The following is a 26,134-nucleotide window of genomic DNA, read 5'->3' as shown; positions in this document are numbered from 1 at the left end:
GCTGAGGGCGTGATCATCCTCGCGGCGACCCCCATCGGAAACCTCGGGGACGCGTCCCGCCGCCTCGTCGAGGCGCTCTCCGAGGCGACGGTCGTCGCCGCCGAGGACACCCGCACGACGCAGCGGCTGCTCGCCGCGCTCGGCATCTCGAACAGACCGCGCCTGATCGCCCTGCACGACCACAACGAGAAGGAACGCGCTCCGGAGCTCGTGGAGCTCGCCCGTGACCAGGACGTGCTCGTGCTGAGCGACGCCGGCATGCCCACGGTGAGCGACCCCGGCTACGGGCTCGTGGCGGCTGCCGCCGACGCGGGCGTCCTCGTGACAGTGATCCCGGGGCCGAGCGCGGTCGTGACCGCGCTCGCGGTATCGGGGCTGCCGACCGACCGCTTCACCTTCGAGGGATTCGTGGCGCGCAAGCCGGGAGAACGAGCGGCGGGCTTCCGCTCGCTCGCCTCGGAGCCGCGCACCATGGTCTTCTTCGAGGCGCCCTCGCGGGCGGCGGCCACGCTCGCCGACATGGCGACCGCCTTCGGCGCGGATCGGCGTGCGGCCGTCTGCCGCGAGCTCACGAAGCTGCACGAGGAGGTAGCGCGCGGACCGCTGGCCGACCTCGTCGTCTGGGCCGAGGCCGGCGTGCGGGGAGAGCTCGTGATCGTCGTCGAGGGGGCGCCGGCGCGCGCCGTCGCCTTCTCCGACGCGGTGACCCAGGTCCTCGAGCTCGTCCGCGAGGGCACACGCCTCAAGGCCGCCGCGGCCGAAGTGTCCGGCTTGACCGGACACTCCAGCCGCGAGCTGTATCAGGCAGCCCTCTCGATGCGCGGATAGCGCGCCTAGGGCTTCCGCTTCTTCAGCTGGTGCACCGCCTTCTCGACGAGCTTCGTGGCCGCCTTCACATCGACGGCCGTCGCCTTCGAACCGGCGAGCACGACCTCGCCCACCGCGACCGCCTCGTCGAGTCGGGCCAGCGAGGTGTCCGTGTACCGCGCGCGATCGACGGCTGCCGCCGCCGCGAGGGCGCGCTCCAGCGCGGTGGTGTCGGCTTCACCGCCGCCGCCGGTCGTGGCCGCGTCGACCAGGCGCACCTCGTCGAGGACGCCCCACGCGCCGGCCGCGAGCGAGAACTCCGCTGAGATCTCCACCACGCCGTCCGCTCCGACGACGATCGTGGGGACCTCGGCCGTGTGGAAGTCGTTCCACACGGTGAACTCCAGCGGTGCGCTCCACGATCCCTCCGACGTGGTGGCGCGCAACGTGCGTGCGTCCGTGTCGGGGCTGTTCGTGCCCTGCGTCGTCGCCTGCAGCACGTAGGTCCCCGCCGGGACGCCCGTCACCGTCTGCGAGACCGATGTCTCGTACGCCCACCCGTTCCAGAACGTCACGGCGTAGTCTCCGGCGAACGCGTCGGCGCTCTCCTGGCGCGCCGCGGGTGCCGTCAGCGACCACGCGCCCATGGCGGCGCTCTCGAACCCGGGGTTCACGACGAAGTTCGGCGCGTCGACGGTGACGCTCGCCGTCACGGCGAGTCCGGAATCGGTGCGGCCGGGGATCGAGTACTCACCGGGCCCGCGGATCCACTCGACGGCATCGCTCCACTGCACCGCGTGGTACTCGGTGGTGCCGTCGTTGAAGTCGATCGCGAGGTTCCCGGGCAGCTCGATCGGCGCGCCGTCGACCACGACGAGCGACACCTCTTCCACGGCGACGATCTCGCGGGGCGCGACAGCGCCGGTGCGCACGTAGGAGAACGTGCGGAGCGACTCGAGCGGTGTGCCGTCCCACGCGAACAGCGCCTGGTTGTCCCACGCCGAACCGCCGTAGAACTCGCCCACGTGGAGCGGGTCGTAGTCGCTGGCGGCGCTCGTCGCCCAGCCCGAGCCGAACTGCTCCCAGAGCACGCGGTTGGCATCGACCTCGGACGCCGGTCCGACGGGCAGCCAGGCCGGCTCCCAGTAGTACACCCCGATGCCCGCGGCGCCGACGGCCGCGACAGCCGCGATCACGTCGCGAAGCTCCCACGCCTGACCCTGCACGCTCACGGGGTACTGGCCGGTGATGCCGCCCGCGCCGATGACGTTCGGGTAGCCGTCGCCGTCCTCGAGCGTGTGCGCCCAGCTGGTCTCGGCGACCATGACCTTCTTGTCGTAGGTCGTGGCGATGTCCGACAGCACGGCGGTGAGGTTCTCCACGGTGCCGTGCCAGTACGGATAGTAGGAGCTCGCGAAGACGTCGTAGTCGACACCGAACGACGCGAGGCCGGCCGCGTAGGTGGCGTACCGGCCCGCCGTCTCGGGGTTCGTGAAGTGCACCGCGACCAGTGCGCCGGGAAGCACCTCGCGGACGGCGGCGCTGCCGGCCGAGACCAGCGCTGCGAACTGCGCGTCGATCTCACGGCCGGACCGGGTGTGGCCGGCGATGGCGTTGTTGGTCTCGTTGCCGATCTGCACCATCCGCACGTCCACGCCGGCGTCGGCGAAACGCTGCAGCGCGCCGGCGGTGAAGTCGTGCAGCGCCGTGACGGTCTCGGCCTCGGTGAGAGCCTCCCACGCCTTCGGCGCGAGCTGACGCGCGGGGTCGGCCCAGAAGTCCGAATAGTGGAAGTCCACCAGCACGTCCAAGCCTGCGGCGGTCGCACGCTCCCCGATCTCGACGGCGCGGTCGACGTCGACGTCGCCGCCGCCGTAGCCGCGGCCCGTCGCGTCGTAGGGGTCGTTCCAGACGCGGACGCGCACCGAGTTCACGCCGTCGGCGGCGAGCACCTCGAAGAGGTCGGCGGGCTGCCCTGCGGCATCCCGGAACACCACGCCGCTCTCTTCGAGCGAGAGCACGGTGGAGACGTCGACGCCCATCGCGAAGTCGTCGGCGAGACCGTCGACCCTGTCGACGAAGATGCCGGCGTCGACCGGCTCGTCGGCCTCATCGGCGGCTGCCGGGGCCGCCAGCGCGAAGCCGGCGACGAGGGTGACGGATGCCGCGGCGGCGGCGAGGACGGACCGCACGGGGTGGCGGCGGAAGAGGGTGGACATGTTCTTCTCCGATCGACGGTGATCAGGGACCCGGGGTGGGTCAGCCCTTGACGGAGCCGGCGGTGAGGCCGCCGACGATGTAGCGCTGCAGCGACAGGAAGAGGACGAGCACGGGGATGGCGGCGATGACGGCGCCGGCCGCGAACAGGCCCCAGTTGGAGGCGAGCTGGTTGGAGACCCACTGGTACATGCCGACGGCGAGCGTCCAGTTCTCCTCCGAGACGAGGACGATCTTGGCGATGATGTAGTCGCCGAACGCGGCGATGAAGGCCAGCAGCGCCACGACCGCGAGGATCGGCGTCACGAGCGGGATGATGAGCCGCCAGAAGATCTGCGCGTGCGTCGCGCCATCGATCTTCGCGGACTCGTCGATCTCGATCGGCACCGTGTTGAAGAAGCCGTACATCAGGAACGTGTTCACGCCGAGCGCACCGCCCAGGTATACGCAGATGAGCGCGATCTTCGAGTTGAGTCCGAGCACGGGCACCACCTCGCCGAGGGCCAGCAGCATGAGGAAGATCGCGACGAACGCGAGCGCCTGCGGGAACATCTGGATGATGAGGAGGCCCGTGAGCCCGGCCCGGCGCCCTGAGAAGCGGAAGCGCGAGAACGCGTAGGCCGCCGCGGCGCCCATCAGCACCGCGCCCACCGCGGCGATGCCGCCGATCAGCAGGGTGTTGCCCGCCCACGTCCAGAACCGGGTCTCGCCGAGTGCGGCGTAGTTGGACACGTCGATCACGCTGAAGAGGGCGTTGCTGGCGGCGAGCGTGCCGTTCGGGTTCAGCGACGCCGACAGCACGTACACGAGCGGGAAGATCGCGTAGAAGATCACGACGACGGCGAGGAGATACTTCCAGCCGACCTCGAGCAGCCAGCGCCGCCGGCGGGCGGCACGGCGATCTTCGGGGGCACGGGTGGCCCGTCCCGCAGCGACCTCGGTGGTGGTTGTCATCACTGGAACTCCTCGAGCTTGCGGGTCTGGCGGAACGCGATCGCCGAGATGCCCCCGACGACGGCGAACACGAGGATCGACAGCGCGCTCGCGAGGCCGTAGTCGGCTGCGCCGCCCGAGACCCCCGAGATGTCGTAGATCGCGGAGATCAGGATGTCGGTGGCGCCGAGCGCGTACGGCGCGCCGGGTATCGCCGGGCCGCCGTTGTTGAACATGTAGATGACCGTGAAGTTGTTGAAGCTGAACGCGAACGACGAGATCAGCAGGGGCGCGGTCGCGACGAGCACCAGCGGCAGGATGATGGACCGGAGCTGTCGGGTCCGGCCGGCGCCGTCGATGGATGCCGCCTCCAGCGTGTCCTGCGGAAGCGCCTGCAGCGCGCCGGTGCACACGAGGAAGTAGTACGGGTAGGTGAGCCACAGGTTCACCCAGACCACGGCGGCGCGGGCGAGCCATGGATCGCCCAGCCAGTTGATGTTGGCGCCGAAGAAGAACAGGTCGTTGATCACGCCGAACTCGGCGTTGAACATGCCGCGGAACAGCAGCGCCGACATGAACGCGGGGAACGCGTAGGGGAGGATGTACAGCGTTCGCAGGAACCGCCGGCCCTTCAGGCGTGCGTCGTTGTAGATGAGCGCGAGCAGGAGCCCCAGCGCGAACGGCAGCACGACCGAGAGCGTCGCGAACGCGAAGGTCCACACGGTGACCGAGAGCAGCGTCTGCGCGAGCGCGGGATCGGTGAACAGGCGGAAGAAGTTCTCGAACCCGACGTTCACGTACCAGCCGGTGGGAAGCGCCGAGCCGTCCTCGGCGACGAACGAGCCCTGGTCGTTCGCGGTGTAGACCGTGCCGGTGGTCGTGTCGGTGATCGTCTGGGCACCGGCATCCCACACCAGCGTGGACTCGTAGACGGCGCCCGACGAACCGTCGCGCGTGCGGATCGAGCCGTCGTTGGGGTCTTCCGACACCGCGACGCGCAGGCCGGCGATCTGCTCCTGCAGCTCGGCGTCGGTGATGACCGTGGCGCGCGGCACGACGTCCCAGCCGGGGACCTCCGTGGGGACGCCGCCGCTGCCCACTTCGGCATCCCGGACCTCTTCCAGCGGCTGCTCGGCCGACCCGACGAGCACGTCGCCGTTCTCGTCGACGACCGCGAAGCCGAGCTCGCCGACCCGCTCGACCACCGAGAGCGGGTAGGTCGGCGAGTCCTCGATGCGACGCTCGCCCTGGATGAGCGCCGCCTCGACGGCCTGCTCCTGCGTGCCGGCGTGGCCCGTGCCGTAGTTCGTGAAGGCGATGTACGCGGTGTACCCGAAGATGAACACCTGGAACACGAGCAGGAACACCAGCCCCGGCAGCAGGTACTTGAGCGGCAGCGATCGTCTGGTGAAGTAGACGACGTCGGCCGCGAGCAGCAGCACGAGCGTCGCCGAGAACACGACCCACGACTCGACGCGGAACGCGCTCAGCAGCGTCATCACCCCGAATGCGTTGACGAGCGCCATCAGCGCGAGCTTCGCGAGGAAGCCCCAGCCGGGGCCCCGCCAGCGGCGCGCGTGCGATTCGCGCGGCGCGGGCTCTGCCGGCGCCCGTGGGGTGGTGGGTGCGTCCACCGTCATTCGTCTGCTCCTGTCACGGTCCCCGTCGACCTGGGGCAATCGGGGTGCGGATGTGTGGGGTCGAGATGGTGGGGTCCGGGAGGCGGGGAGAGGCACTCACCCGCCTCCCGGAGTCGATCGGCCGCAGGAGGTCCTGCGGCCCGTTCAGGCGACCGCGATCAGCCGGCGACCGCGGCCTGGACGTCGGCGACCATCGTGTTCCACGTCGACACGGGGTCGGCGCCGTTGATGATCTGCGACTGTGCGGCGTTCCAGAGGTCCCACACCGAGCCCATCTCGGGGATGCTCGGCATCGGCACGCCGTTCTGCGCCGACGCGAGGAACCCCGCGATGATCGGGTCGGAGGAGACCTCGGTGGCCAGGGTCGACCACGCCGGGATGCGCGGGTCCGCCTCGTAGAGGGCGCGCTGCGCCTCCTCGGTGCCGAGGTAGTTCACGAGGAACTCCTGCGCGAGCAGCGCGTTCTTCGACTGCGAGCTCAGATAGAACCCCTGCACGCCCACGAACGGCGCCGCCGTCTCGCCGCCCGCCGTGGGGATCGGGTTCACCGCGATGTTCTCGACGTCGGGGTAGGCGCTGATCGCCCAGGGGCCCTGGATCGTGTACGGCGCCTTGCCGGTGTTGAACAGCTCGTTGTTGATGTCGTAGTCGACCGTCGTCGAGACGTAGCCGGTGCCGGCCGAGCCGTTGGCGCCGAGCCACGTGGCGAAGCCTTCGCCCGCCGCGCCGCCCATGCCGACCTCGGTCGTGTACGAGCCGGAGTCGTCCTGCACGAAGACCGGGGCGCCGAACGACGTCTGGAAGCCGTACATCGTGTAGCCGTCGCCGGTCTCTCCGTTGGTGTTGATCACGAACGGACGCTCGGCGCCGGACGCGAGGCCCTTCTGGATCATGTCGTCCCACGTCGCAGGGGCCTCGGCGCCGACGAGGTCGACGTTCTGCACCAGCGCGATGGTCTCGAGCGAGTACGGGAGGGCATAGAGCTGTCCGTCGTAGGTCATGGCCTCGAGGGCGACCGGCTCGAACTCCGACGCCTTGTCGCCGAGGTCGATCGTGTCGACGACGCCCGCGGCGACGAGCGCGCCCAGCCAGTCGTGCGCGCCGACGGTGATGTCGGGGCCCTCGCCGGTGGGGACCTGCGCGATGAAGTCGTTGCGGAGGTCCTCGAAGTTCTTCTGCACGAGTGTGACGGTGGCGCCGGTCTCCTCTTCGAAGGCGGCCGCGGCGTCGGCGATGGACTGCTCGCGCTCCTCGTCGGTCCAGATGACGAGCTCGGCGCCGCTGCCGTCGGACTCGCTGTCGCCGTTGTCGGACGAGCCGCCGCCGGCGCAGCCGGCGAGGACGACCGCTGCCGTGAGCGCCAGCGCTCCGAGTGCGATCTGCTTTCGCATGGTTTCCCTTTCGGTGGTGGGTGGTGTTGCAGGTTTCGGGTTCGGGTCAGGAGGTGCGGTCGGTGCGGACGACCGCGATGCCGCCGGCGGTCACGACGAACTCCCCGTCGACCGCCCGGCCGGTGAGGAGCTCGACGCCCGAGGCGGCGAGCGTGACGTCGCCGTCCCGGTGGTTGATCGCGACCGTGTAGTCGGCCGCGTCTCCGCGGCGCACGACGACCTCGAGCCCCTCGGGGTGCACCGACGGCGCCACGTCGGCGTCGGCGTACACGTCGTTCATCACGGTGCGCAGGCCCGCGGCATCCAAGCGGGTGCTGATGTACCAGCCGTGTCCGGTGCCGTGCGCGTGGCGGGTGATCGCGGGCTTGCCGGCACCGGGGCCGTCGACGTACGTCGCCCTCACGTCCGCCCCGCTCGGCACCAGGTCCTCCTGCCAGGCGTCGGCGAGGAGCGTGGCGGGTGCGGCACCCGTCCACTGCACCGCGTGGCGGGCACCCTCGCGCAGGGGAAGGAACTCCTCCACGGCCACTCCCAGCGCGTCGCGCAGCGGGGCGACGAAACCGCCCGGGTGGACGGCGTCGTTCTCGTCGACGATCGCGGAGAAGAAGGAGACGACGAGCGTGCCGCCGGCTTCGACGTACCGCGTCAGGTTGGCGGCATCCGCGGCACTCAGCAGGTACTGCGCGGGGGCGAGGACGAGCTTGTAGCCGGACAGGTCCTGACCGGGCAGCGCGAAGTCGACGGTGATGCCGTCGCGCCAGAGCCGCTCGTAGAACGCGCGGATCTGCTCGGCGTGCGAGACGTCCACCGACGGGCGCCACTCGAGGTCCTGGGCCCAGAAGGACTCGAAGTCCCACAGGATCGCGACCTCCGCCTGTACCCGCGAGCCGCGCACCTCGTCGAGGCGTCCCAGCGCGTCGCCGAGCTCGACCACCTCGCGCCACACGCGGGAGGTGGTGCCGGCGTGGGGGATCATCGCCGAGTGGAACTTCTCGGCGCCCGAGCGCGAGGCGCGCCACTGGAAGAAGAGGATCGCATCGGCGCCGCGCGCGAGGTGCGTGAGCGAGTTGCGGGCCATCTCGCCGGGACGCTTGGCGACGTTGCGCGGCTGCCAGTTGACCGCCGACGTCGAGTGCTCCATGAGGATCCACGGCTTGCCGTCGCCGACGGAGCGCGACAGGTCGGCCGCGATCGCGAGCCCGACCTCCCCCTCCGGGTCGGCCGCCCACAGGTAGTGGTCGTCCGACACGATGTCGACCTCGCGGGCCCAGGCCCACATGTCGGTCGTCCAGCTCTGGTTGGCCATGAAGTTCGTCGTGATCGGCTGCGGGGCATGGGCGCGGATGGCATCGCGCTCGGCGACGAAGCAGGCGCGGAGCTGGTGGTCGGTGAAGCGGGCGAAGTCCAGGCGCTGCGCCGGATTCACGACCGATGGCGCCGCCGCGGGGGCGCCGATGTGGTGCCACTCGCCGTAGCGCTGGCCCCAGAACGTCGTGCCCCACGCCGCGTTGAGCGCATTGAGGGTGCCGTACTTGTCGCGGAGCCACCCCCGGAAAGCGCGGACCGACTGGTCGGAGTAGTCCTCGCCGACCGGCACGCCGTACTCGTTGTGCACGTGCCAGAGGACGACGGCGGGGTGCGACGCGTAGCGCTCGGCGAGCGCCGACGCGATGCGGACGATCGCCTCGCGGTAGGCCGGTGAGGAGTGCGAAGCCATGCCGCGCGCTCCGAAGCCCATCGTGACCCCGTCGCGCGTGACGACGCGGGCGTCGGGGTGATCGGCGAAGAACCACGCCGGGGGAGAGGCTGTGGGGGTGCCGAGGTCGACCGAGATGCCGTTGTCGTGCAGCAGGTCGAGCAGCTCGTCGAGCCACGCGAAGTCGAAGACGCCCTCGCTCGTCTCGATCAGAGCCCAGGCGAAGATGCCGACGCTCACCATGTTGACGCCGGCCTCGCGCATCAGGGCGACGTCTTCGCGCCACACCTCCCGGGGCCACTGTTCGGGGGTGTAGTCGCCGCCATAGGCGATTCCCCGGATCTCGGGCCAGCGGTCGGGCGAAGTCATGGACGCTCCATCGGGTCGATGCGGGTGTGATCCGCAAGTCGTGGCGGGCACGGTCGGCGAGTGCGACTGTGACCGGTCACAGTTCTACCTGAGCGTGTGCCCGGACGCAGGCGCACGGCGTCAACCGTTACCCAACTGTGACCGGTCACAGTCAGGTCGTGTCGGCGCGATGTTCGCGGCCCGGCGGGGAGTAGAGTCGCTCGTCGTGGACGAGACGACGACCGTGCGGCGCAAACCGACGATCCGCGATGTGGCCGCGGCGGCCGGCGTCTCTCGCGGCACGGTGTCACGGGTCATCAACGGCGGGCACTGGGTGTCGCCCGACGCTCGCGTGGCCGTCGAGGAGGCGATCCGCCGCACCGGCTACACCGCCAACCACGCGGCGCGCAGCCTCGCAACCGGTCGTGCCGGGTCGCTCGCGTTCCTGCTCACCGAGCCGCAGCACCTGCTGTTCGACGATCCGACCTTCGCGCTCCTGCTCCGCGGCGCCGCCGAGGCGCTCGCCCAGCGGTCGATGACGCTGGTGCTGCTGGTCGCCGGCACACCGGCCGAGCGCGCCAACGTCACGCACTTCGTCAGTGCCGGTCACGTCGACGGCGTGCTGCTCATCTCGTCTCACGAAGCCGATCCGCTCGTGGAGGAGCTGCTCGAAGCCGGCGTGCCCACCGTATGCTGCGGCATCCCGCTCGGTCACGAAGCCCAGGTGCCGACGGTGTCGGTCGACGAGATCGGTTCGGCGCGCGAGATGACCCGTTACCTCCGGGGGCGCGGCCATCGCCGCATCGCGATGATCGCCGGCCCTCACGACACGCCGGGCGGCAGGTTCCGGCTCGTGGGCTTCGAGGAGGAGATGGGCGCGGACTTCGACCCCGCGCTCGTCGAGGAGGGCGACTACAGCCAGGAGTCCGGGGCCGTCGCGATGGCGCACCTGCTGGAGCGGACGCGCGACATCGACGCCGTCTTCGCCGCGAGCGACCTGATGGCCGCCGGCGCCGTCGCGACGCTGCGCAAGGCGGGGCTGCGCGTCCCCGAAGACATCGTGGTCGCGGGATTCGACGACTCAGGTCTCGCCGCCACCCATGAGCCCGCGCTCACCACGATGCGCCAGCCATGGGACCGCATCAGCGACGGGATGGTGTCGCTGCTCCTGGAGGTCATCGCCGGGGCTCACCCGGAGCCCATCACGCTGCCGACGACCCTCATCGTGCGCGACAGCGCCTGAGTGCTGCGCTCCGGGCCTGAGTGCTGCGCTCCGGGCCTGAGCGCTGCCTTCCGGGCCCGAGTATTACGTTCGGGCCCGTTTTCTCCGCGCGCGTGGCGGCGTCCGGTCACAGCGGCGGACGGGGCATCCGCGCTGGCTAGACTCGTCGGGTGACTTCCGGCCCCTCGTCCTTCTACATCACGACGCCGATCTACTATCCGAGCGACGTGCCCCACATCGGCCACGGCTACACCACCGTGGCGGTCGACACCCTCGCGCGCTGGCACCGCCAGGCGGGCGACGACACCTGGATGCTGACCGGCACCGACGAGCACGGACAGAAGATGATGCGGGCGGCCGCCGCGAACGGCGCGACGCCGCAGGAATGGGTCGACCGTCTCGTGGGCGAGTCGTGGTTCCCGCTGCTGAAGACGCTGGACGTCGCCAATGACGACTTCATCCGCACGACGCAGCCGCGCCATGAGGAGCGTGTCCGCGCGTTCGTGCAGGCGATCTACGACCGCGGCTACATCTACGCCGGCGAGTTCGAGGCGCTCTATTGCGTGGGCTGCGAGGAGTTCAAGACGGAGTCCGAGATCGTCGACGGCACCGGGCCCTTCGAGGGTCTCAAGGTCTGCGCGATCCACTCCAAGCCGCTCGAGCTGCTGCAGGAGAAGAACTACTTCTTCAAGCTGAGCGAGTTCCAGGACAAGCTCCTCGAGCTCTACTCCGGCGGCGACTTCATCCGGCCGGAGTCGGCGCGCAACGAGGTCGTCTCGTTCGTCAGGAACGGCCTGAAGGACCTCTCGATCTCGCGGTCGACGTTCGACTGGGGCATCAAGGTGCCGTGGGACGAATCGCACGTGATCTACGTGTGGGTCGACGCGCTGCTCAACTACGCGACGGCCGTCGGCTACGGCAGCGACCCCGTGGAGTTCGCGCGACGCTGGCCCGCCTACCACGTCGTCGGCAAGGACATCCTGCGCTTCCACGCCGTCATCTGGCCCGCGATGCTGATGGCCGCCGGCGTCGACGTGCCCAAGGGCGTCTTCGCGCACGGCTGGCTGCTCGTCGGTGGCGAGAAGATGTCGAAGTCGAAGCTCACCGGCATCGCCCCGACCGAGATCACCGACGTGTTCGGCTCGGACGCCTACCGGTTCTACTTCCTGTCGGCGATCGCGTTCGGGCAGGACGGATCGTTCTCGTGGGAGGACCTCTCGGCCCGCTACCAGGCGGAGCTCGCGAACGGCTTCGGCAACCTCGCGTCGCGCACCACCGCCATGGTCGAGCGCTACTTCGAAGGAATCGTGCCGCCGCCCTCGTCGTACACCGAGGCCGACCTGCACATCCAGACGACGGTGGCGGATGCCGCGGCTCGCGCCGACGATGCGATCGAGCGATTCCGCATCGACGAGGCGATCAGCTCGGTCTGGACGATCGTCGACGCGCTCAACCTGTACATCACCGAGAACGAGCCGTGGGCGCTCGCCAAGGACGACTCCCAGCGGGAGCGCCTCGGCACCGTGCTGTACACGGCGGCGGAAGGCCTCCGTGCGCTGGCGGTGCTGCTGTCGCCGGTCATGCCGGAGTCGACCGAGAAGCTCTGGATTGCGCTCGGCGCCGCAGAGTCGATCGGCCGCCTGCAGGACCAGCCGATCCGCGAGGCGGGCGGATGGGGCGTGCTGAAGCCCGGCACGTCGGTCAACGGCCTGGCACCGCTCTTCCCGCGCGTCGAGCAGTCGGTCTGATGGCGACACCCCCCGTCCCGTACCCGGCGGAGGGCTCGGACCCCTCGCAGTACGTCCGCACCCGCGAGAAGGGCTCGCGCGACGTCACGTACCCCGTGGCGCCGGAGCCCCTCGCGGTGCCGGTCTACGACAACCACGCCCACCTCGAGATCGAGGACGGCGAGGTCGGTATGTCGCTCGACGAGCAGCTGCAGCGCGCGGCGGCGGTCGGCGTCGTCGGCGTCGTGCAGGCGGGCGGCGACATCGACTCGAGCCGGTGGTCCGCGTGGGCCGCGGCATCCCATCCCCGCGTGCTGGCGGCCGTCGCCATCCACCCCAACGAGGCGCCCGCGTACAAGACGGCCGGCCGGCTCGACGAGGCGATCGCGGTGATCGACGAGCTGGCGGCGCAGCCGCGCGTGCGTGCGATCGGCGAGACCGGCCTCGACTTCTTCCGCACCGGCGAGGACGGGCGGCCCGCGCAGTTCGAGAGCTTCGAGGCGCACATCGCGCTCGCGAAGAAGCATGGCGTCGCGATGCAGATCCACGACCGCGACGCCCACGACGCCGTGCTCGAGACCCTGGATCGGGTGGGTCCGCCGGAGCGGACCGTCTTCCACTGCTTCTCGGGCGACGCCGCCATGGCCCGCCTCGCGGGCGAGCGCGGCTACTGGCTGTCGTTCGCCGGCAACGTCACCTTCAACAATGCGCAGAACCTCCGCGACGCGCTCGCGGTGATCCCGCGCGAGAGGATCCTGGTCGAGACGGATGCCCCGTTCCTGACCCCGACGCCGCATCGCGGTCGTCCGAACGCGCCGTACCTCGTCCCGGTGACGGTGCGCTTCATGGCCGCCGAACTCGGCGTCGACGTCGACGAGCTGTGCGTACAGCTCGCGGCGAACACGCTCGAGGTCTACGGAGCGTTCGAGGACTGACGGGATTCGAGGAGCGCTGTGGACGGCGAGCTGTGGGATGTGACGGATGCCGACGGCATCCCCACCGGACGCACGCACCGTCGCGGCGACCCGGACTTCCCGGCGGGGATGTTCCACATCGTGGCGTCGGTGTGCGTCGTGCGCGGCGACGGGCTCGTGCTCATGACGCGCCGCGCGGCCACCAAGGACTTCCCGCTGGACTGGGAGTTCCCGGCGGGCAGCGCCCTCACCGGCGAGACGAGCGCCCAGGCCGCGGTGCGTGAGCTCGCCGAAGAGGCCGGGGTCCGGGTCGGCGCCGACGACGTGGTGCTGGTCGGCCGGCTCACCGAGCGGACGGCCCTGTTCGACGTCTATGTCACGGCCGTCGCGGGCGACCCGGCCCTGACGCTCGACCCGGAAGAGGTGTGCGAGAGCGCGTGGGTCCCGTTCGCGGAGGCGCTCCGCCGCGCAGCGGCGGGCGAGATGGCAGCGCCATGGGTGCCGCGGCTGGAGCGGTTCGGCACGCGTCTGGCCGAGCTCGTGGAGTCGCGAGGCGCGTAGCCGGCTGATCCACCGGGCGGCGGCTCAGGTGTCGATCCGATACCGCACGGGTGTCTGCCGATGAGCCTTGCCGCTGCACCCGTCAGTCGGGCAACGGCATCCCGCCGGCACCCGGCTCTTGCGAGGGTCGCACATCGCCTTCCGTGCCGTCGCCGAGCACGGGCTTGGCGGCGGCGATGTGCGAGATCGAGCGCCACACCAGCAGCAGAGTGATCGCCGATCCCGCGAAGGCGAACCACCACGGGGCGGTGAGTCCGAACAGCTGGGCCAGGATGCCGCCGATGAACTGCCCGATCACGAGACCGCCGAAGACGCCCACCATGTTGACCGAGGCGATCCGGCCTTGCAGCTCCATCGGCACGAGTCGCTGGCGCACGGTGGTCGAGATCGTGCCCCACACGAACGCGTACACCCCGAAGCCGAACATGATGACGAACGCGACGGGCGGGGACGTCGTGAGGGCGAAACCCAGGTGCATGAGCACCTCGAGCGACAGGCACACGCGCATCAGCGTCGAGAACGACACGTGCTTCTCGAGCCAGCCGAAGCTCGCGATGCCCACGAGGCCGCCGAGCGCGGATGCGGTGGTGAGCGCCCCGTAGCCGACGGGGCCCATGCCGAGGTGCTCGGTGGCGTAGAGCACCAGGACGCCCCACGGCGCGGCCCAGGTGACGTTGAACACCAGGATGATGATCACGAGGGTGCGCACCGGCGCGTTGTGACGCAGCCACCGGAGGCCCTCGCGGATCGCGTGCACCTTGGTGCCCGGTGGGGCACCGGGCTGATCCGGCACGGGCGTGCGGGCGATGCGCGAGATGAGCAGCACGGCGAGTGACACGCAGATCACCTGCAGCAGGAACGGCCAGAACGATCCGAGCGCGAAGAGGAACGCTCCCAGCGGCGGACCGGCGAGCTGGTTGGCCACGAGGAAGCCGGCCTGCATCCGGGCGTTGCCTATGCCGAGGTCGGCGGGCTTGACCAGCATCGGCAGCAGCGTGCTGCCGGCGGAATCGGCGAACACCTCGGCCGTGCCGTAGAGGAACGCCGTCGCGAGCACGAGCCACACGGTCGCCTGGCCGGTGACGAGGAAGACGACCAGGGCGAGGACGACCACCGCTCGCAGTCCGTTGGCCAGCATGACGAGGCGGCGGCGGTCGTGGTGGTCGGCGACAGCCCCTGCGAGCAGCCCGAACAGCAGCCACGGCAGGAACTGCATCATGGCGCCCGCGGCGACGAGGAACGGCGACGAGGTCAGCGACGCGATCAGCAGAGGCGCGGCGGCGAGTGCGATGCCGTCGCCGAGATTGCTCGTCCACGACGACGCGAGCAGCCAGCGGAAGTCTGTCCCGAGGCGGCGCGGCGCGATGATCTCCCCGAGCGAAGGCATCCCGCCATCCTATGAGGGCGGCGGGATGCGCGACGGCCCGCGGGCGCGACGTCAGCTCGTGGGCGTGGCCGCGCCCTTATGCGTGAACAGCGTCTCGGTCTGCTCGATGTCCATGCCCTTGGTCTCGGGAATGCGCAGGAGCACGTAGAAGAACGAGAGCGCCGCGAACAGGGCGTACATGCCGTATGTGAGCGGCAGCGACCACGACGACATCGCGGGGAACGAGATCGTGATGAGGAAGTTCGCGATCCACTGCGCGCCGGCGGCGACGCCGAGAGCCTTGCCGCGGATGCGGCTGGGGAAGATCTCGCCGAGCAGCACCCAGACGAGAGGGCCCCACGAGGCGCCGAATCCGACGACGAAGACGTTCGCCGCGATGAGCGCGATCGGTCCCCACGGTGCGGGCAGGGTGACCGCGCCCTCGGCGTCGGTCTCGGAGAACACGAACGAGATCGCCATCAGCCCGAGCGAGAGCGCCATCATCACGGAGCCCGTGAGCAGGATCGGCTTGCGCCCCACGCGGTCGACCAGGAAGATCGCGATGAGCGTCACGAGCACGTTCGTGATCGAGGTCACGACGCTGATCGTGAACGAGTCGCTCTCGTCGAACCCGACCGACTGCCAGAGGCTCGTCGAGTAGTAGAAGATCACGTTGATGCCGACGAACTGCTGGAACACCGACAGGATGATGCCGACCCAGACGATCCGCTGCAGGCCCAGCACCGGACCCCGCAGCGAGACGCCGGCATTCTTGCGGTCCGTCTCGATCGCGGTCTGCAGATCGCGCATGGTGTGGTCGAGGTCGGCAGCCGGGACGAGCCGCGAGAAGATCTCCTTCGCCTCGTCGTAGCGGCCCTTCGCGATCAGGTAGCGAGGGGACTCCGGCAGCGTGAACGACAGGATGCCGTACACCGCCGACGGGATCACGCCGACGAGGAACATCCACCGCCACGCCTCGAGTCCGAACCACAGCACGTTGTCGGCGCCACCCGCGGTGTTCGCCAGCAGTGCGTCCGACAAGAGGGCGGCGAAGATGCCGATCGTGATCGCGAGCTGCTGCAGCGACGCGAGCCCGCCGCGGATCTGGCGAGGCGCGATCTCGGCGATGTATGCGGGAGCGATCACCGACGCGATGCCGATGCCGAGACCGCCGATGACGCGCCACAGCGCGAGGTCCCAGGCCGAGAACGCGAGGCCGGCGCCGATGGAGCTGACGAAGAACATGATCGCGCCGAGGAACATGACCCGCAGGCGCCCCCAGCGGTCCGACAGGTTGCCGGCGATGATCGCTCCCACGGCACAGCCGAGGAGGGCGATGGCGACGACGAACCCGGTGATGACGTCGTTGAGCGCGAAGTCCTTCGAGATCGAGTCGACGGCGCCGTTGATGACCGACGAGTCGAAGCCGAACAGGAAGCCGCCGACGGCGGCGGCGACCGAGAGGCCGATCGCCCGTCGCCCGTAGGGGCTGCGGAGAGAGAACGCGTCTGCGGGGATCGATCCGGTCGAACTCATGGTCGTACGCTAGCGGCCGACCGCCCCGAGGGCGAGGCAATCGACGGCTCGTCGGCGAACCGAGCGGTGCGGCTCCCGCCGGCGCCGCAGGTCGGATGCCGGCACCCGCAGTGCCGGCTGCCACGGGCTCCGGCCGGCCCCCGCCGCGGCGATGGGTACAGTGAACGCATGCCCGTGACACTCCTCGGTGCGGCCGAGATCCGCGCGCTGGCCGCCGACCTCGACGTGACGCCGACCAAGAAGCTCGGGCAGAACTTCGTCGTGGACGCCAACACGGTGCGCAAGATCGTGAGCGTCGCCGAGGTGGCTCCGGGCGACCGTGTGGTCGAGGTGGGGCCGGGACTCGGGTCGCTGACTCTCGCGATCCTCGAGGCGGGCGCGTCCGTCACCGCCGTCGAGATCGATCACCGACTCGCCGAGCGCCTGCCGGCGACGGCGGCCGCGCACGGCGTCGCAGACGGCGCCCTCACCGTCGTGGACGCGGACGCGCTGCGTGTCACCGAGCTTCCGGGCGACCCCGCCGTGCTCGTGGCGAACCTGCCCTACAACGTCAGCGTGCCGGTCCTGCTGCACTTCCTCGAGAACTTCCCCGGCCTCGAACGCGGTGTGGTCATGGTGCAGGCCGAGGTGGGGGAGCGCCTCGCCGCCCCGCCCGGATCGAAGGTGTACGGCGCCCCGAGCGTCAAGGCCGCCTGGTACGGACCCTGGCGTCTGGCCGGCACCGTCTCGCGCCAGGTGTTCTGGCCCGTCCCGAACGTCGACAGCGTGCTCGTCGGATTCCGTCGAGACCCCGAGCCCCGGGGTGACGAGGCCCTCCGCCGGAGGACGTTCGGCATCGTCGACGCGGCTTTCCAGCAGCGGCGGAAGATGCTGCGTCAGGCCACGTCGGGCGTTCTCGGGGGCACCGCGGCCGCGGCGTCGGCGGTGCTGGAGAGCGCGGGAGTGGCGCCGACCGCACGCGGCGAGGACCTCTCCATCGACGATTTCGTGCGCATCGCGCGGGCTGCCGGAGACGCCGTCGTCGTGTGAGTTTCGTGATTGTTCACCGTGTGGTGACCGGACGGCCCGAAACATGCCGGTAACATTTCTGCGTCCGCCGTCCCGTTCCACGGGCAGCTCGCCTCGCGGCGGACCGGAGTGAATCGACATGCGACCCGCCGAATATCCGGCCCCTGAACGCATCTTGCTGCACATCAGCGACACCCACCTGCGCGCGGCGTCGACGCCGCGCCTGTTCGATGCCCTGGACGGTGCGGCCCAGCTGGCCCGCGCGCTGGGGGTCATCGAGGACTCGGGCATCCGGCCCGACGCGGTCGTCTTCACGGGCGACCTCGTCGACCTGGGGGAGCGCGGCGCCTACGCCGACCTCCGCGCCCTCGTCGAGCCGTTCGCAGCGCGCATCGGCGCACGGGTGCTGTGGGTGATGGGCAACCACGACGATCGTGCGGCATTCCGCGCCGAGCTGCTCGGCGAGGCATCGGATCTCCGCCCCGTCGACCGCGTCGACGAGCTCGACGGCCTCCGCGTCGTCACCCTCGACACGAGCGTCCCCGGGCACCACCACGGCGAACTGCGCGACGAGCAGCTCGCGTGGCTCGCCGACGTACTGGCCACGCCGGCGCCGCTCGGCACGATCCTCGCCATGCACCACCCTCCCGTTCCGGCGGTGCTGCCGCTCGCGGCGAGCGTCGAGCTGCGCGACCAGGCGCGCCTGGCGGCGGTGCTGCGCGGCAGCGACGTCCGCGCCGTCATCGCCGGCCATCTGCACTACTCGACCTTCGCGACCTTCGCCGGCATCCCCGTGTCGGTGGCGTCATCCACCTGCTACGCGCAGGACCTGACGGTCCCCGTCGGCGGCACCCGGCCGCAGGACGGCGCGCAGGCGTTCAATCTCGTCCACGTCTACGACGACACCGTCGTGCACTCGGTCGTGCCCGTCGACGCGCCGCGCACCCTCGAGTACATCGACGCCGACGAGGCGCAGCGCCGGCTGCGCCTGGCCGACGTCGCGCCCCTCAGCGCCGCGCCGAGGGATGCGCCGACCGAGCCGATTCCTCTGCTGCGCTGAGCTCGGCCCGCTCCCACGGCGCCCGCACCGGGAACATGCGCTCCAGCGCATCGCGAAGGCTCTGTACGCGCACGTCCTCGGGCACCTCGGCGTTGCCGCCGTCGTTGAGGCAGAACATGTCGACATCAGTGCGCTCGGCCAGGCGCTGCATGCGGCGAAGACCCGACGCCATCGTGGTCTGCGCGTAGCGCACGCGCGGCTCGCGCGTGGCGACGGCGCGCCCGGTCATGAGCGCGTAATAGTGGTAGAGGCTGTTCGTGACCGAGATATCGGTGGCCGAGCGGAAGCGGGATGCCGCCGTCCGGGCGAAGTCGTCGGGGAAGGCCTCCTCGAGCTCGGCCATCACGCTCTTGCGCAGCGGCGTCGCGCAGTGGTCGAGGTCGCGCACGATGGTGCGCCCGAACCGCTCGCCGAGGAGGGCGCGGTTGACGCGGAGTCCGTTGTCGTGTCCGCTGCGGTGCGGCGCGGGGGCACCGGCCCCGATCCGCACCTCGCACTCGACGAACTTCGTCACCCCCGCGGGCGTGAAGAACAGCTCCGGCTCCACCAGCCGCCCGAAGAACATGTCGTCGTTCGAGTACAGGAAGTGCTCGGCCAGCCCCGGGATCCGGTGCAGCTGCGCCTCGACGGCGTGCGAGTTGTGGGTCGGCAGCACCGACGGGTCGGCGAAGAACTCCTCGCTGCGGACGATCGTCACCTTCGGGTGGTCGAGCAGCCACGACGGCGCGGGCGAGTCGGTCGCGATGAAGATCCGCCGCACCCAGGGCGCGTACATGTGGACGCTGCGCAACGCATAGCGCAGCTCGTCCACGTGCCGGAAGCGCGCGGGGCTGTCGTCGCCGTCGCCGACGACGTACTCGGCCATCTGGGCGGCGCGCATGCGCTGGAACGCGCTCGATGAGCCGTCCACCCACGAGAAGACGAGGTCGACCTCCTCGGTGAACTCGTGGGGCTGCGGATCGAACATGCCGTCGAGCGTCCGCCAGGAACGCCCGTAGCGCTCGACGGTCGTGTACGCGAGGTCGTCGGCGGGCGTGAGCTTGCGGGTGAGTGCGTTGTCGCGCGGCGCCTCGACGAGGTCGTCGGTGAAGCGCCAGAGCTCGAGGTGGGCGCCGAGCGCGGCGGTGTAGCGAAGGGTGCCGTTGCGGCTGATCCGGGGACGGTAGACGCGCACGGCCGTCGGTGCCGCCGCGAGGGGCTGGGCGTCTGAGGCGAGCACCGGCGGACGCCCCTTCGCCTTGAGGTACAGCGGCTCCGTATCGCAGAGGCCGTCGAGCGCCGCCAGGGCGGCGTCGCGATCGGCGAGGTCGATCGCCAGCGCGGGGACCGCGCGATCGTGGCGGATGAGCGTCACGGTGATGCCGGCCGCCTCCAGGGCGCCGGCGACGAGCAGCAGATCCGACGTGCGGGCCTCGACCGGCGTGACATCGTCGTGCACGAGATGCAGGATGCCCCGGTCGACGGCGATGTCCGCGCGCTCCAGCAGCCCCGTCCACGTACGGGCGGGCTGCGGCAGAGCCGAGAGTGCGGCCATATTTCCTCCTTCGCTGGCGACGACGTGTCGCCGTCCGGTGTGGTCACCCTAGGCATCATCCGTTACGAAGACGTTTCCTCTTGCATCCCTTGACAGGCCGGCACTGCGTGTGCCCTGCTCGAGGACACCCGGGGGAGTACACGCCGGCGGCTGTCACCTGCGCGCGGGACGCCGCGCCGATAGCCTGGACCGGTGACCGAAGACGCGCGCTACCTGTCCCGTGGAGGAGACCTCCACCGCCCTTACGCCGCCGCCCACGACCGCTACGATCTCGCGGAATACCGCCGCGTCGGAACGTCGGGCCTGACCCTTCCGCCCGTCTCTCTCGGCCTGTGGTGGAACTTCGGCGACAACATCCCTTTCGACAACCAGCGGGCGCTGCTGCGCCACGCCTTCGATCGCGGCATCACCCACTTCGATCTGGCCAACAACTACGGTCCGCCGTACGGCAGCGCCGAGACGAACTTCGGCCGCATGATGCGCGAGGACTTCGCCCCGTACCGCGACGAGCTCATCATCTCGTCGAAGGCCGGCTACGACATGTGGCACGGGCCCTACGGGAACGGCGGCGCGCGCAAGTACCTGCTGGCCAGCGCCGAGCAGTCCCTGCGGCGCATGAACGTCGACTACGTCGACATCTTCTACTCGCACCGCGTCGATCCCGACGTGCCGGTCGAAGAGACCGTGGGGGCGCTCGACACGCTGGTGCGTCAGGGCAAGGCCCTCTACGTGGGCATCTCGTCGTACAGCGCCGAGCGGACGGCGGTGGCGGCATCCGTGGCCCGCTCGCTCGGCACCCCGCTGGTCATCCACCAGCCGTCGTACTCGATCCTCAACCGCTGGATCGAAGACGGCCTGACGGGCGTCCTGACGCAGGAGGGCATGGGCGCGATCGCGTTCACTCCGCTCGCCCAGGGCCTGCTCACCGACAAGTACCTCGGCGACGGTTCCGCCGAGCGCGCGCAGCAGCGCGCGTCGCTTCCGGGCGGCTTGCTCAGCGAGAAGGGTCTCAGCACCCTCCGCTCGCTCGACGTCATCGCGAAGGGGCGCGGGCAGACGCTCGCGCAGATGGCGATCCAGTGGGTGCTGCGCGACCCCGTGGTCGCATCCGCGCTGATCGGCGCATCGCGTCCGGCGCAGCTCGACGAGAACCTCAAGGCGCTCGATGGTCCGGCGTTCGACACCGAGGAGCTCGAGCGCATCGACGCGCTGTCGGACGGCATCGACGTGGACCTCTGGGCGGAATCGGCGAACCGGTGACGCAGGCTCTCGCCCCCGACGGCGTCCGGGTGCGGGCGCCGGGCAAGCTGAACCTCTTCTTCGAGGTCGGCGGCGTGCACGACGACGGCTACCACGACGTCGCGTCGGCGTACCAGGCGGTCTCGCTCTACGAGGACGTGTGGGCCTCGTCGTCCGACGAGTTCACCGTGGCGATCTCAGGCACGGTCGACGTGTCGGGCGTGCCGGCCGACGACCGCAACCTCGCGGTGCGCGCGGCGCGGCTCGTGGCTCAGCGCATCGGATACTCCGGCGGCGTGCACCTCGACATCGTCAAGCACGTGCCCGTCGCCGGCGGCATGGGCGGCGGATCCGCGGATGCCGCAGCCGCCCTCGTCGCCTGCGACGCGCTGTGGGGGGCCGAGCTCGGCAGCGCCGAACTGCACAAGCTGGCGTCCCGTCTGGGCGCCGACGTGCCCTTCGCCCTCATGGGAGGAACGGCGATCGGAACCGGCCGCGGCGACCAGCTCAGCCCTGCCCTCGCGAAGGGCCGGTTCGACTGGGTGCTGGTGCCGTCGAACGCGGGCCTGTCGACCCCCGAGGTGTACGCGCACCTCGACGAGCTGCGCGCGCGCCCCGACATCGCGGCGACCGGTGCGCCGGCCGTGGATCCGGCGGTGCTGCAGGCGCTGCGCGCCGGCGATCCGGTCGCCCTCGCCGAACACACCCGCAACGACCTGCAGATCGCGGCGCTCTCGCTGCTCCCGCAGCTGCGGGAGGTGCTCGAACTGGGCGAGGAGTCCGGAGCGCTCGCGGGGCTGGTGTCGGGGTCCGGCCCTACCCTGGCATTCCTGGCCGTCGATCCGGAGTCCGCACTCGAACTGCAGATCACGCTGTCGGCCGCGGGGTACGAGGCGCTTCACGTGCACGGCCCGGTGGCCGGTGCGCGTGTGGTCACCTAGACCGCCGGCCTGAGTCCCGCACGCCGACCTGAGCCCGCCTCTGCGGGTGTGGAGAGGAAGATCCCATGAACACGCTTGATCGCACGCGCGGTGCCGACGAGTCCGACCGCGCGGCCTTCCGGGCCGGACCCGTCGACGAGCAGTCCCGCACAGGCCTCGCCGCGAACGGCCTCGACTACCGCCGGCTCGAGGTCGACGGCGACGGGTTCGTCGGCTGGCTGCAGAGCGTGGTGCGGGGCTTCCAGGACGGCGAACGCACCGACGAGCAGGTTGCGGCCACGCGCGACCGCAGCGGCTACCGACGGCTCACGGGGGTCTACGACCCCGCCGGACCGATGGCCGATGCGCCGGTCGCGACCATCGCGTCCTGGCTCGGCGAGCTCACCGTGCCCGGCGGCGCGGCGATCCCGTCGTGCGCGATCTCGGCTGTCACGGTGGCGCCCACCCACCGTCGGCGCGGCGTCGCCCGGGCCATGCTCGAGGGGGAGCTGCGGGCCGCTCACGGCGCCGGCATCCCGATGGCGATGCTCACGGTGAGCGAGTCGCCGCTCTACGGCCGCTACGGATTCGCCCCCGCCGCTGCGAGCGCGTCGTGGCGGATCGAGACCAAGCGCGCCGCGTGGATCGGCCCGCAGCCCGCCGGGCGCATCGACTTCGTCACCCGCGAGCGCGTGCGGGAACTGCTGCCGTCGCTGCACGAGCGTGTCCGCCACCGCTTCCCGGGCGAGATCGACGTTCCCGGTGGTCACTGGGACGGGTTCGCCGGCACGAGTCCAGCCGCGGAGAAGGCGGGCGAGAAGCGCGCCGTGCAGTACACGGATGCCGAGGGCGAGGTGCGAGGCGCCGCGGTGTACGCCGTGCGCGAGAACCACGACGACTTCACCAAGGCGACGGTCACCGTCCACTACCTCCTGGCCGAGACGGACGACGCGTATGCCGCGCTGTGGCGGTTCCTGCTGGAGCTGGACCTGGTGGCCGAGGTCCACGCGGGCGAGCTGTCGATCGACGAGCCGCTGCTGTGGATGATCGCCGATCAGCGTGCGGCGAAGGTCGCGATCCGCGATCACCAGTACGTGCGGATCATCGACGTGGTCGCATGCCTCGAGACGCGTCGCTACGGCGCGGCGGGAACGCTCGTGCTCGACGTGTCAGACCCGATCGGGCTCTCGACGGGCCGCTACCTGCTCGAGGTCGACGCTGACGGCGTCGGACGGGTGACGACGCTCGCCGACGGCGAGTCGCCCGACGGAGCGGTGGAGGTCGCGCTCGGCATCACGGAGCTGTCGGCCACCTACCTCGGAGCCGTTTCGCCGGCGACGCTCGCCGCGGCGGGACGTGTGAAGACGACGGATGCCGTGGCCGCTGCTCGCGTGCTGGGCTGGCACACCGCGCCGCGGCTGAGCATCTGGTACTGACCCCGCCAGAACGCCCACCGACCCGGACTCCTGGACGCCCGGCGCGCGGCCAGGCCCCCCACCTCGCCTAGCCTGGAGGGGACATGGCACATCTTCTGGGGGCCGAGGCCCTGCACCTGGAGTTCCCGACGAAGGTCGTCTTCGACCGGGTCTCGCTCGGCATCGACGAGGGCGACCGCATCGGCGTCGTCGGCCGCAACGGCGACGGCAAGTCGAGCCTGCTGGCGATGCTCGCCGGCCGGCTCGAACCCGACGGCGGTCGCGTGACCGTGCGCGGCGGCATCCGTGTCGGCGTGCTCGACCAGGCCGACACTCTCGACGACACGCTCACGGTGCGCCAGACGGTCGTCGGCGATCGTCCCGACCACGAGTGGGCCGGTGACGCCCGAGCGCGCGATGTCATCGCCGGGCTGCTGGGCGATCTGCCTTGGGACGGACCCGTCGCTGGGCTGTCGGGCGGCCAGCGGCGGCGCGTCTCGCTCGCGACGCTGCTCGTGGGCGACCATGACGTGCTCTTCCTCGACGAGCCCACCAACCACCTCGACGTCGAGGCCATCTCGTGGCTCGCCGCGCACATCAAGGGCCGCTGGCCGGCCAACCAGGGCGGCCTCCTGGTCGTGACCCACGATCGCTGGTTCCTCGACGAGGTGTGCAACACCACGTGGGAGGTGCACGACCGCCTCGTCGAGCCCTTCGAGGGCGGCTATGCGGCGTACATCCTGCAGCGGGTCGAGCGCGACCGCCAGTCCGCGGTGATCGAGCAGCGGCGACAGAACCTGGCACGCAAAGAGCTGGCGTGGCTGCGCCGCGGTGCGCCCGCGCGCACGTCCAAGCCGAAGTTCCGCATCGACGCCGCCAACGTCCTGATCGCGGACGTGCCCGAGATCCGCGACGCGACCGAACTGCGCTCGCTCGCCGTCTCGCGCCTCGGCAAGGACGTCGTCGACCTTCTCGACGCCGCCGTCTCGTACGACGGCCGCGAGGTGCTGCATCCGGTCGAGTGGCGGATCGCTCCCGGCGAGCGCACCGGCATCCTCGGCGTCAACGGCGCCGGCAAGTCGACCCTTCTCGGACTCGTGGCGGGCGACGTCGAGCCCACCGCGGGGCGGGTCAAGCGCGGCAAGACGGTGAAGGTCGCGACCCTCACCCAGCGCCTCGACGAACTCGAGGAGCATCTCAACGATCCGGTGCGCGTCGTCATCTCGCGCCTGCGCACGACCTACACGTTCGGGGCCGGCTCCAAGGCGCAGGAGCTCACTCCCGGCCAGCTGCTCGAGAGCATGGGCTTCCAGAGCGCGCAGCTCTCGACGCCGGTGAAGGACCTCTCGGGCGGTCAGAAGCGGCGGCTGCAGCTGCTGCTGATCCTGCTCGAGCAGCCGAACGTGCTCATCCTCGACGAGCCCACGAACGACCTCGACACGGACATGCTGGCCGCCATCGAGGATCTGCTCGACTCCTGGCCGGGCACCCTCCTCGTCGTGTCGCACGACCGGTACTTCATCGAGCGCGTCACCGACCAGCAGTACGCGATCCTCGACGGCCATCTGCGCCACCTCCCCGGAGGCGTCGACGAGTACCTGCGGCTGCGCGCCCGGGCACTGAGCGAGCGCGACGACACGAAACGCGGCGCCGAAACGGATGCCGCAGGCTCCGCGTCTACGTCCCCCTCGCTGTCGGGCGCCGACCTGCGCGCCGCGCAGAAGGAGGTATCTGCGCTCGAGCGTCGGCTCGAGAAGCTCGAGTCGCAGATCGGTGCCGCCCGCGTCGCGCTCGCCGACCACGACCAGGCGGACTATGTGGGCCTCGGAGCGGAGATGGCGCGCATCGGCGAACTCGAGAAGGAGCGCGACGGCGTCGAGGAGCGCTGGTTCGAGCTCACCGAGCAGATCGGCTGACCTCGGCGATCTAGTCGTGGGCGTCGAAGCCGAGGCTGAGCTTGCGCAGCAGCCCGGCGAGCCGCTCCCGGTCGCCGCGCGAGAGGGTGTCGAGCAGCAGGGCCTCGGCGTCGACGAGACGCGTGATGGCGGCATCCACCCGGATCTTCCCCTCGTCTGTCAAGGTGACCAGGACGCTCCGGCCGTCGTCGGGATCGGACTCGCGGCGCACCAGCCGTCGGCCGACCAGGCGATCGATGCGGTTGGTCATCGTGCCGCTCGAGACGAGCGTCTGCTGCAGCAGCTGCTTGGGACTGAGCTGGAACGGCTCACCCGCGCGGCGGAGAGCGGACAGCACGTCCCACTCCCACGGCTCGAGCTCGCTCCGACGGAAGGCGTCGCGCCGCGCGCGGTCGAGGTGCCGCGAGAGGCGGTCGACGCGCGAGAGCACGCCGAGCGGTGAGAAGTCGAGGTCGGGGCGCTGCGTCGTCCACGCCTCGACGATGCGGTCCACTTCGTCGCTCTGCGCCGTCATGCCCTCATTATCGCGGGGCCGGTGCTTCCGCAGGCTCAGCGACCGGAGGCGGTCTGGCAGACTTGACGGGCGGCATCCGGAGTCCTGGTCGCCGCGTTCCGCCGTGGTGTAACGGCAGCACGACAGCCTTTGGAGCTGTGAGGTTCAGGTTCGAATCCTGGCGGCGGAGC

The 26,134-nt window shown here is 70.7% G+C and carries 20 protein-coding genes and 1 tRNA gene; 12 read left to right on the top strand and 9 right to left on the bottom strand.

Translation table 11 applies throughout. The annotated features are described in order from the left end of the window. Window positions 1–9: 9 nt before the first annotated feature. On the top strand, window positions 10–828 hold the full coding sequence (gene rsmI, locus MRBLMI12_RS00765) for a 16S rRNA (cytidine(1402)-2'-O)-methyltransferase (protein ID WP_363353039.1): 819 nt from the start codon (window positions 10–12) through the stop codon (window positions 826–828). 5 nt (window positions 829–833) lie between these two features. Here the strand turns inward: rsmI and MRBLMI12_RS00760 are convergent, their stop codons facing one another. The 5 genes from MRBLMI12_RS00760 to MRBLMI12_RS00740 all read right to left on the bottom strand — a co-directional run bounded on the left by MRBLMI12_RS00760 (window position 834) and on the right by MRBLMI12_RS00740 (window position 9,053). Then, entirely contained in the window at window positions 834–3,026 is a 2,193-nt protein-coding gene (locus MRBLMI12_RS00760) for a glycoside hydrolase family 53 protein (RefSeq protein WP_363353037.1), read from the bottom strand. A 40-nt stretch (window positions 3,027–3,066) separates the two neighbouring features. After that, window positions 3,067–3,978: a sugar ABC transporter permease gene (locus tag MRBLMI12_RS00755; protein ID WP_363353035.1), complete on the bottom strand. Its 912-nt coding sequence runs from the start codon at window positions 3,976–3,978 to the stop codon at window positions 3,067–3,069. Next, window positions 3,978–5,597, bottom strand: coding sequence for an ABC transporter permease subunit (locus MRBLMI12_RS00750; RefSeq protein ID WP_363353033.1), 1,620 nt, complete (start codon window positions 5,595–5,597; stop codon window positions 3,978–3,980). Before MRBLMI12_RS00750 ends, MRBLMI12_RS00755 begins: the two co-directional genes overlap by 1 nt. A gap of 158 nt (window positions 5,598–5,755) precedes the next feature. Continuing rightward, window positions 5,756–6,988: a sugar ABC transporter substrate-binding protein gene (locus tag MRBLMI12_RS00745; RefSeq protein WP_363353031.1), complete on the bottom strand. Its 1,233-nt coding sequence runs from the start codon at window positions 6,986–6,988 to the stop codon at window positions 5,756–5,758. A 46-nt stretch (window positions 6,989–7,034) separates the two neighbouring features. Next, window positions 7,035–9,053 carry a beta-galactosidase gene (locus tag MRBLMI12_RS00740; RefSeq protein WP_363353029.1) on the bottom strand — a complete coding sequence of 673 codons (2,019 nt, stop codon included), beginning with the start codon at window positions 9,051–9,053 and terminating at the stop codon, window positions 7,035–7,037. A gap of 205 nt (window positions 9,054–9,258) precedes the next feature. On the opposite strand from MRBLMI12_RS00740, the gene MRBLMI12_RS00735 reads away from it, so the two are divergent. From MRBLMI12_RS00735 to MRBLMI12_RS00720, 4 genes are all read left to right on the top strand, one after another. Further along, entirely contained in the window at window positions 9,259–10,275 is a 1,017-nt protein-coding gene (locus MRBLMI12_RS00735) for a LacI family DNA-binding transcriptional regulator (protein ID WP_363353027.1), read from the top strand. Window positions 10,276–10,424: 149 nt separating this feature from the next. After that, window positions 10,425–12,002 carry a methionine--tRNA ligase gene (metG, locus tag MRBLMI12_RS00730; RefSeq protein ID WP_363353025.1) on the top strand — a complete coding sequence of 526 codons (1,578 nt, stop codon included), beginning with the start codon at window positions 10,425–10,427 and terminating at the stop codon, window positions 12,000–12,002. Continuing rightward, on the top strand, window positions 12,002–12,916 hold the full coding sequence (locus MRBLMI12_RS00725; protein ID WP_363353023.1) for a TatD family hydrolase: 915 nt from the start codon (window positions 12,002–12,004) through the stop codon (window positions 12,914–12,916). Before metG ends, MRBLMI12_RS00725 begins: the two co-directional genes overlap by 1 nt. Window positions 12,917–12,934: 18 nt before the next feature. Beyond that, complete coding sequence (locus MRBLMI12_RS00720; protein WP_363353021.1) at window positions 12,935–13,456, top strand: NUDIX hydrolase; 522 nt, start codon at window positions 12,935–12,937, stop codon at window positions 13,454–13,456. An 82-nt stretch (window positions 13,457–13,538) separates the two neighbouring features. Here the strand turns inward: MRBLMI12_RS00720 and MRBLMI12_RS00715 are convergent, their stop codons facing one another. Both MRBLMI12_RS00715 and MRBLMI12_RS00710 read right to left on the bottom strand, forming a co-directional pair. Continuing rightward, window positions 13,539–14,843 carry an MFS transporter gene (locus tag MRBLMI12_RS00715; protein WP_363353019.1) on the bottom strand — a complete coding sequence of 435 codons (1,305 nt, stop codon included), beginning with the start codon at window positions 14,841–14,843 and terminating at the stop codon, window positions 13,539–13,541. A gap of 51 nt (window positions 14,844–14,894) precedes the next feature. Next, entirely contained in the window at window positions 14,895–16,358 is a 1,464-nt protein-coding gene (locus MRBLMI12_RS00710; RefSeq protein ID WP_363353017.1) for a sugar porter family MFS transporter, read from the bottom strand. Between the two features lie 168 nt (window positions 16,359–16,526). Here MRBLMI12_RS00710 and rsmA point away from each other — a divergent pair, with 168 nt between their 5' ends. Together rsmA and MRBLMI12_RS00700 are read left to right on the top strand one after the other, a co-directional pair. Further along, window positions 16,527–17,387: a 16S rRNA (adenine(1518)-N(6)/adenine(1519)-N(6))-dimethyltransferase RsmA gene (gene rsmA, locus MRBLMI12_RS00705; protein ID WP_363353015.1), complete on the top strand. Its 861-nt coding sequence runs from the start codon at window positions 16,527–16,529 to the stop codon at window positions 17,385–17,387. A gap of 118 nt (window positions 17,388–17,505) precedes the next feature. Then, window positions 17,506–18,426 carry a phosphodiesterase gene (locus MRBLMI12_RS00700; RefSeq protein WP_349427988.1) on the top strand — a complete coding sequence of 307 codons (921 nt, stop codon included), beginning with the start codon at window positions 17,506–17,508 and terminating at the stop codon, window positions 18,424–18,426. Here the strand turns inward: MRBLMI12_RS00700 and MRBLMI12_RS00695 are convergent. Beyond that, window positions 18,374–19,960 carry a stealth conserved region 3 domain-containing protein gene (locus MRBLMI12_RS00695; RefSeq protein WP_363353013.1) on the bottom strand — a complete coding sequence of 529 codons (1,587 nt, stop codon included), beginning with the start codon at window positions 19,958–19,960 and terminating at the stop codon, window positions 18,374–18,376. The genes MRBLMI12_RS00700 and MRBLMI12_RS00695 overlap by 53 nt on opposite strands. Window positions 19,961–20,152: 192 nt before the next feature. Here MRBLMI12_RS00695 and MRBLMI12_RS00690 point away from each other — a divergent pair, with 192 nt between their 5' ends. The 4 genes from MRBLMI12_RS00690 to MRBLMI12_RS00675 all read left to right on the top strand — a co-directional run bounded on the left by MRBLMI12_RS00690 (window position 20,153) and on the right by MRBLMI12_RS00675 (window position 25,450). Next, on the top strand, window positions 20,153–21,220 hold the full coding sequence (locus MRBLMI12_RS00690; RefSeq protein ID WP_363353011.1) for an aldo/keto reductase: 1,068 nt from the start codon (window positions 20,153–20,155) through the stop codon (window positions 21,218–21,220). Then, window positions 21,217–22,140, top strand: coding sequence for a 4-(cytidine 5'-diphospho)-2-C-methyl-D-erythritol kinase (locus MRBLMI12_RS00685; RefSeq protein WP_363353009.1), 924 nt, complete (start codon window positions 21,217–21,219; stop codon window positions 22,138–22,140). The genes MRBLMI12_RS00690 and MRBLMI12_RS00685 overlap by 4 nt, the downstream gene beginning before the upstream one ends. A gap of 65 nt (window positions 22,141–22,205) precedes the next feature. Then, window positions 22,206–23,555 carry a GNAT family N-acetyltransferase gene (locus tag MRBLMI12_RS00680; protein ID WP_363353007.1) on the top strand — a complete coding sequence of 450 codons (1,350 nt, stop codon included), beginning with the start codon at window positions 22,206–22,208 and terminating at the stop codon, window positions 23,553–23,555. Between the two features lie 83 nt (window positions 23,556–23,638). Then, on the top strand, window positions 23,639–25,450 hold the full coding sequence (locus tag MRBLMI12_RS00675; RefSeq protein WP_363353005.1) for an ABC-F family ATP-binding cassette domain-containing protein: 1,812 nt from the start codon (window positions 23,639–23,641) through the stop codon (window positions 25,448–25,450). Between the two features lie 10 nt (window positions 25,451–25,460). On the opposite strand, the gene MRBLMI12_RS00670 is transcribed toward MRBLMI12_RS00675, so the two are convergent. Beyond that, window positions 25,461–25,964: a MarR family winged helix-turn-helix transcriptional regulator gene (locus MRBLMI12_RS00670; RefSeq protein WP_308869616.1), complete on the bottom strand. Its 504-nt coding sequence runs from the start codon at window positions 25,962–25,964 to the stop codon at window positions 25,461–25,463. A 97-nt stretch (window positions 25,965–26,061) separates the two neighbouring features. Here MRBLMI12_RS00670 and MRBLMI12_RS00665 point away from each other — a divergent pair. Then, window positions 26,062–26,133: transfer RNA gene (locus MRBLMI12_RS00665), tRNA-Gln, on the top strand. The last annotated feature ends 1 nt before the right edge of the window (window position 26,134 follow it).

Source organism: Microbacterium sp. LMI12-1-1.1 (assembly GCF_040676455.1).
GTDB lineage: Bacteria > Actinomycetota > Actinomycetes > Actinomycetales > Microbacteriaceae > Microbacterium.
This window is presented reverse-complemented; position numbering and strand designations above follow the sequence as displayed.

Coding starts and splice junctions, on each gene's coding strand:
- MRBLMI12_RS00760 (WP_363353037.1), bottom strand. CDS start 3,026: ATGTCCACCCTCTTCCGCCGCCACCCCGTGCGGTCCGTCCTCGCCGCC.
- MRBLMI12_RS00755 (WP_363353035.1), bottom strand. CDS start 3,978: ATGACAACCACCACCGAGGTCGCTGCGGGACGGGCCACCCGTGCCCCC.
- MRBLMI12_RS00750 (WP_363353033.1), bottom strand. CDS start 5,597: ATGACGGTGGACGCACCCACCACCCCACGGGCGCCGGCAGAGCCCGCG.
- MRBLMI12_RS00745 (WP_363353031.1), bottom strand. CDS start 6,988: ATGCGAAAGCAGATCGCACTCGGAGCGCTGGCGCTCACGGCAGCGGTC.
- MRBLMI12_RS00740 (WP_363353029.1), bottom strand. CDS start 9,053: ATGACTTCGCCCGACCGCTGGCCCGAGATCCGGGGAATCGCCTATGGC.
- MRBLMI12_RS00725 (WP_363353023.1), top strand. CDS start 12,002: ATGGCGACACCCCCCGTCCCGTACCCGGCGGAGGGCTCGGACCCCTCG.
- MRBLMI12_RS00715 (WP_363353019.1), bottom strand. CDS start 14,843: ATGCCTTCGCTCGGGGAGATCATCGCGCCGCGCCGCCTCGGGACAGAC.
- MRBLMI12_RS00710 (WP_363353017.1), bottom strand. CDS start 16,358: ATGAGTTCGACCGGATCGATCCCCGCAGACGCGTTCTCTCTCCGCAGC.
- rsmA (WP_363353015.1), top strand. CDS start 16,527: ATGCCCGTGACACTCCTCGGTGCGGCCGAGATCCGCGCGCTGGCCGCC.
- MRBLMI12_RS00700 (WP_349427988.1), top strand. CDS start 17,506: ATGCGACCCGCCGAATATCCGGCCCCTGAACGCATCTTGCTGCACATC.
- MRBLMI12_RS00695 (WP_363353013.1), bottom strand. CDS start 19,960: ATGGCCGCACTCTCGGCTCTGCCGCAGCCCGCCCGTACGTGGACGGGG.
- MRBLMI12_RS00680 (WP_363353007.1), top strand. CDS start 22,206: ATGAACACGCTTGATCGCACGCGCGGTGCCGACGAGTCCGACCGCGCG.
- MRBLMI12_RS00675 (WP_363353005.1), top strand. CDS start 23,639: ATGGCACATCTTCTGGGGGCCGAGGCCCTGCACCTGGAGTTCCCGACG.
- MRBLMI12_RS00670 (WP_308869616.1), bottom strand. CDS start 25,964: ATGACGGCGCAGAGCGACGAAGTGGACCGCATCGTCGAGGCGTGGACG.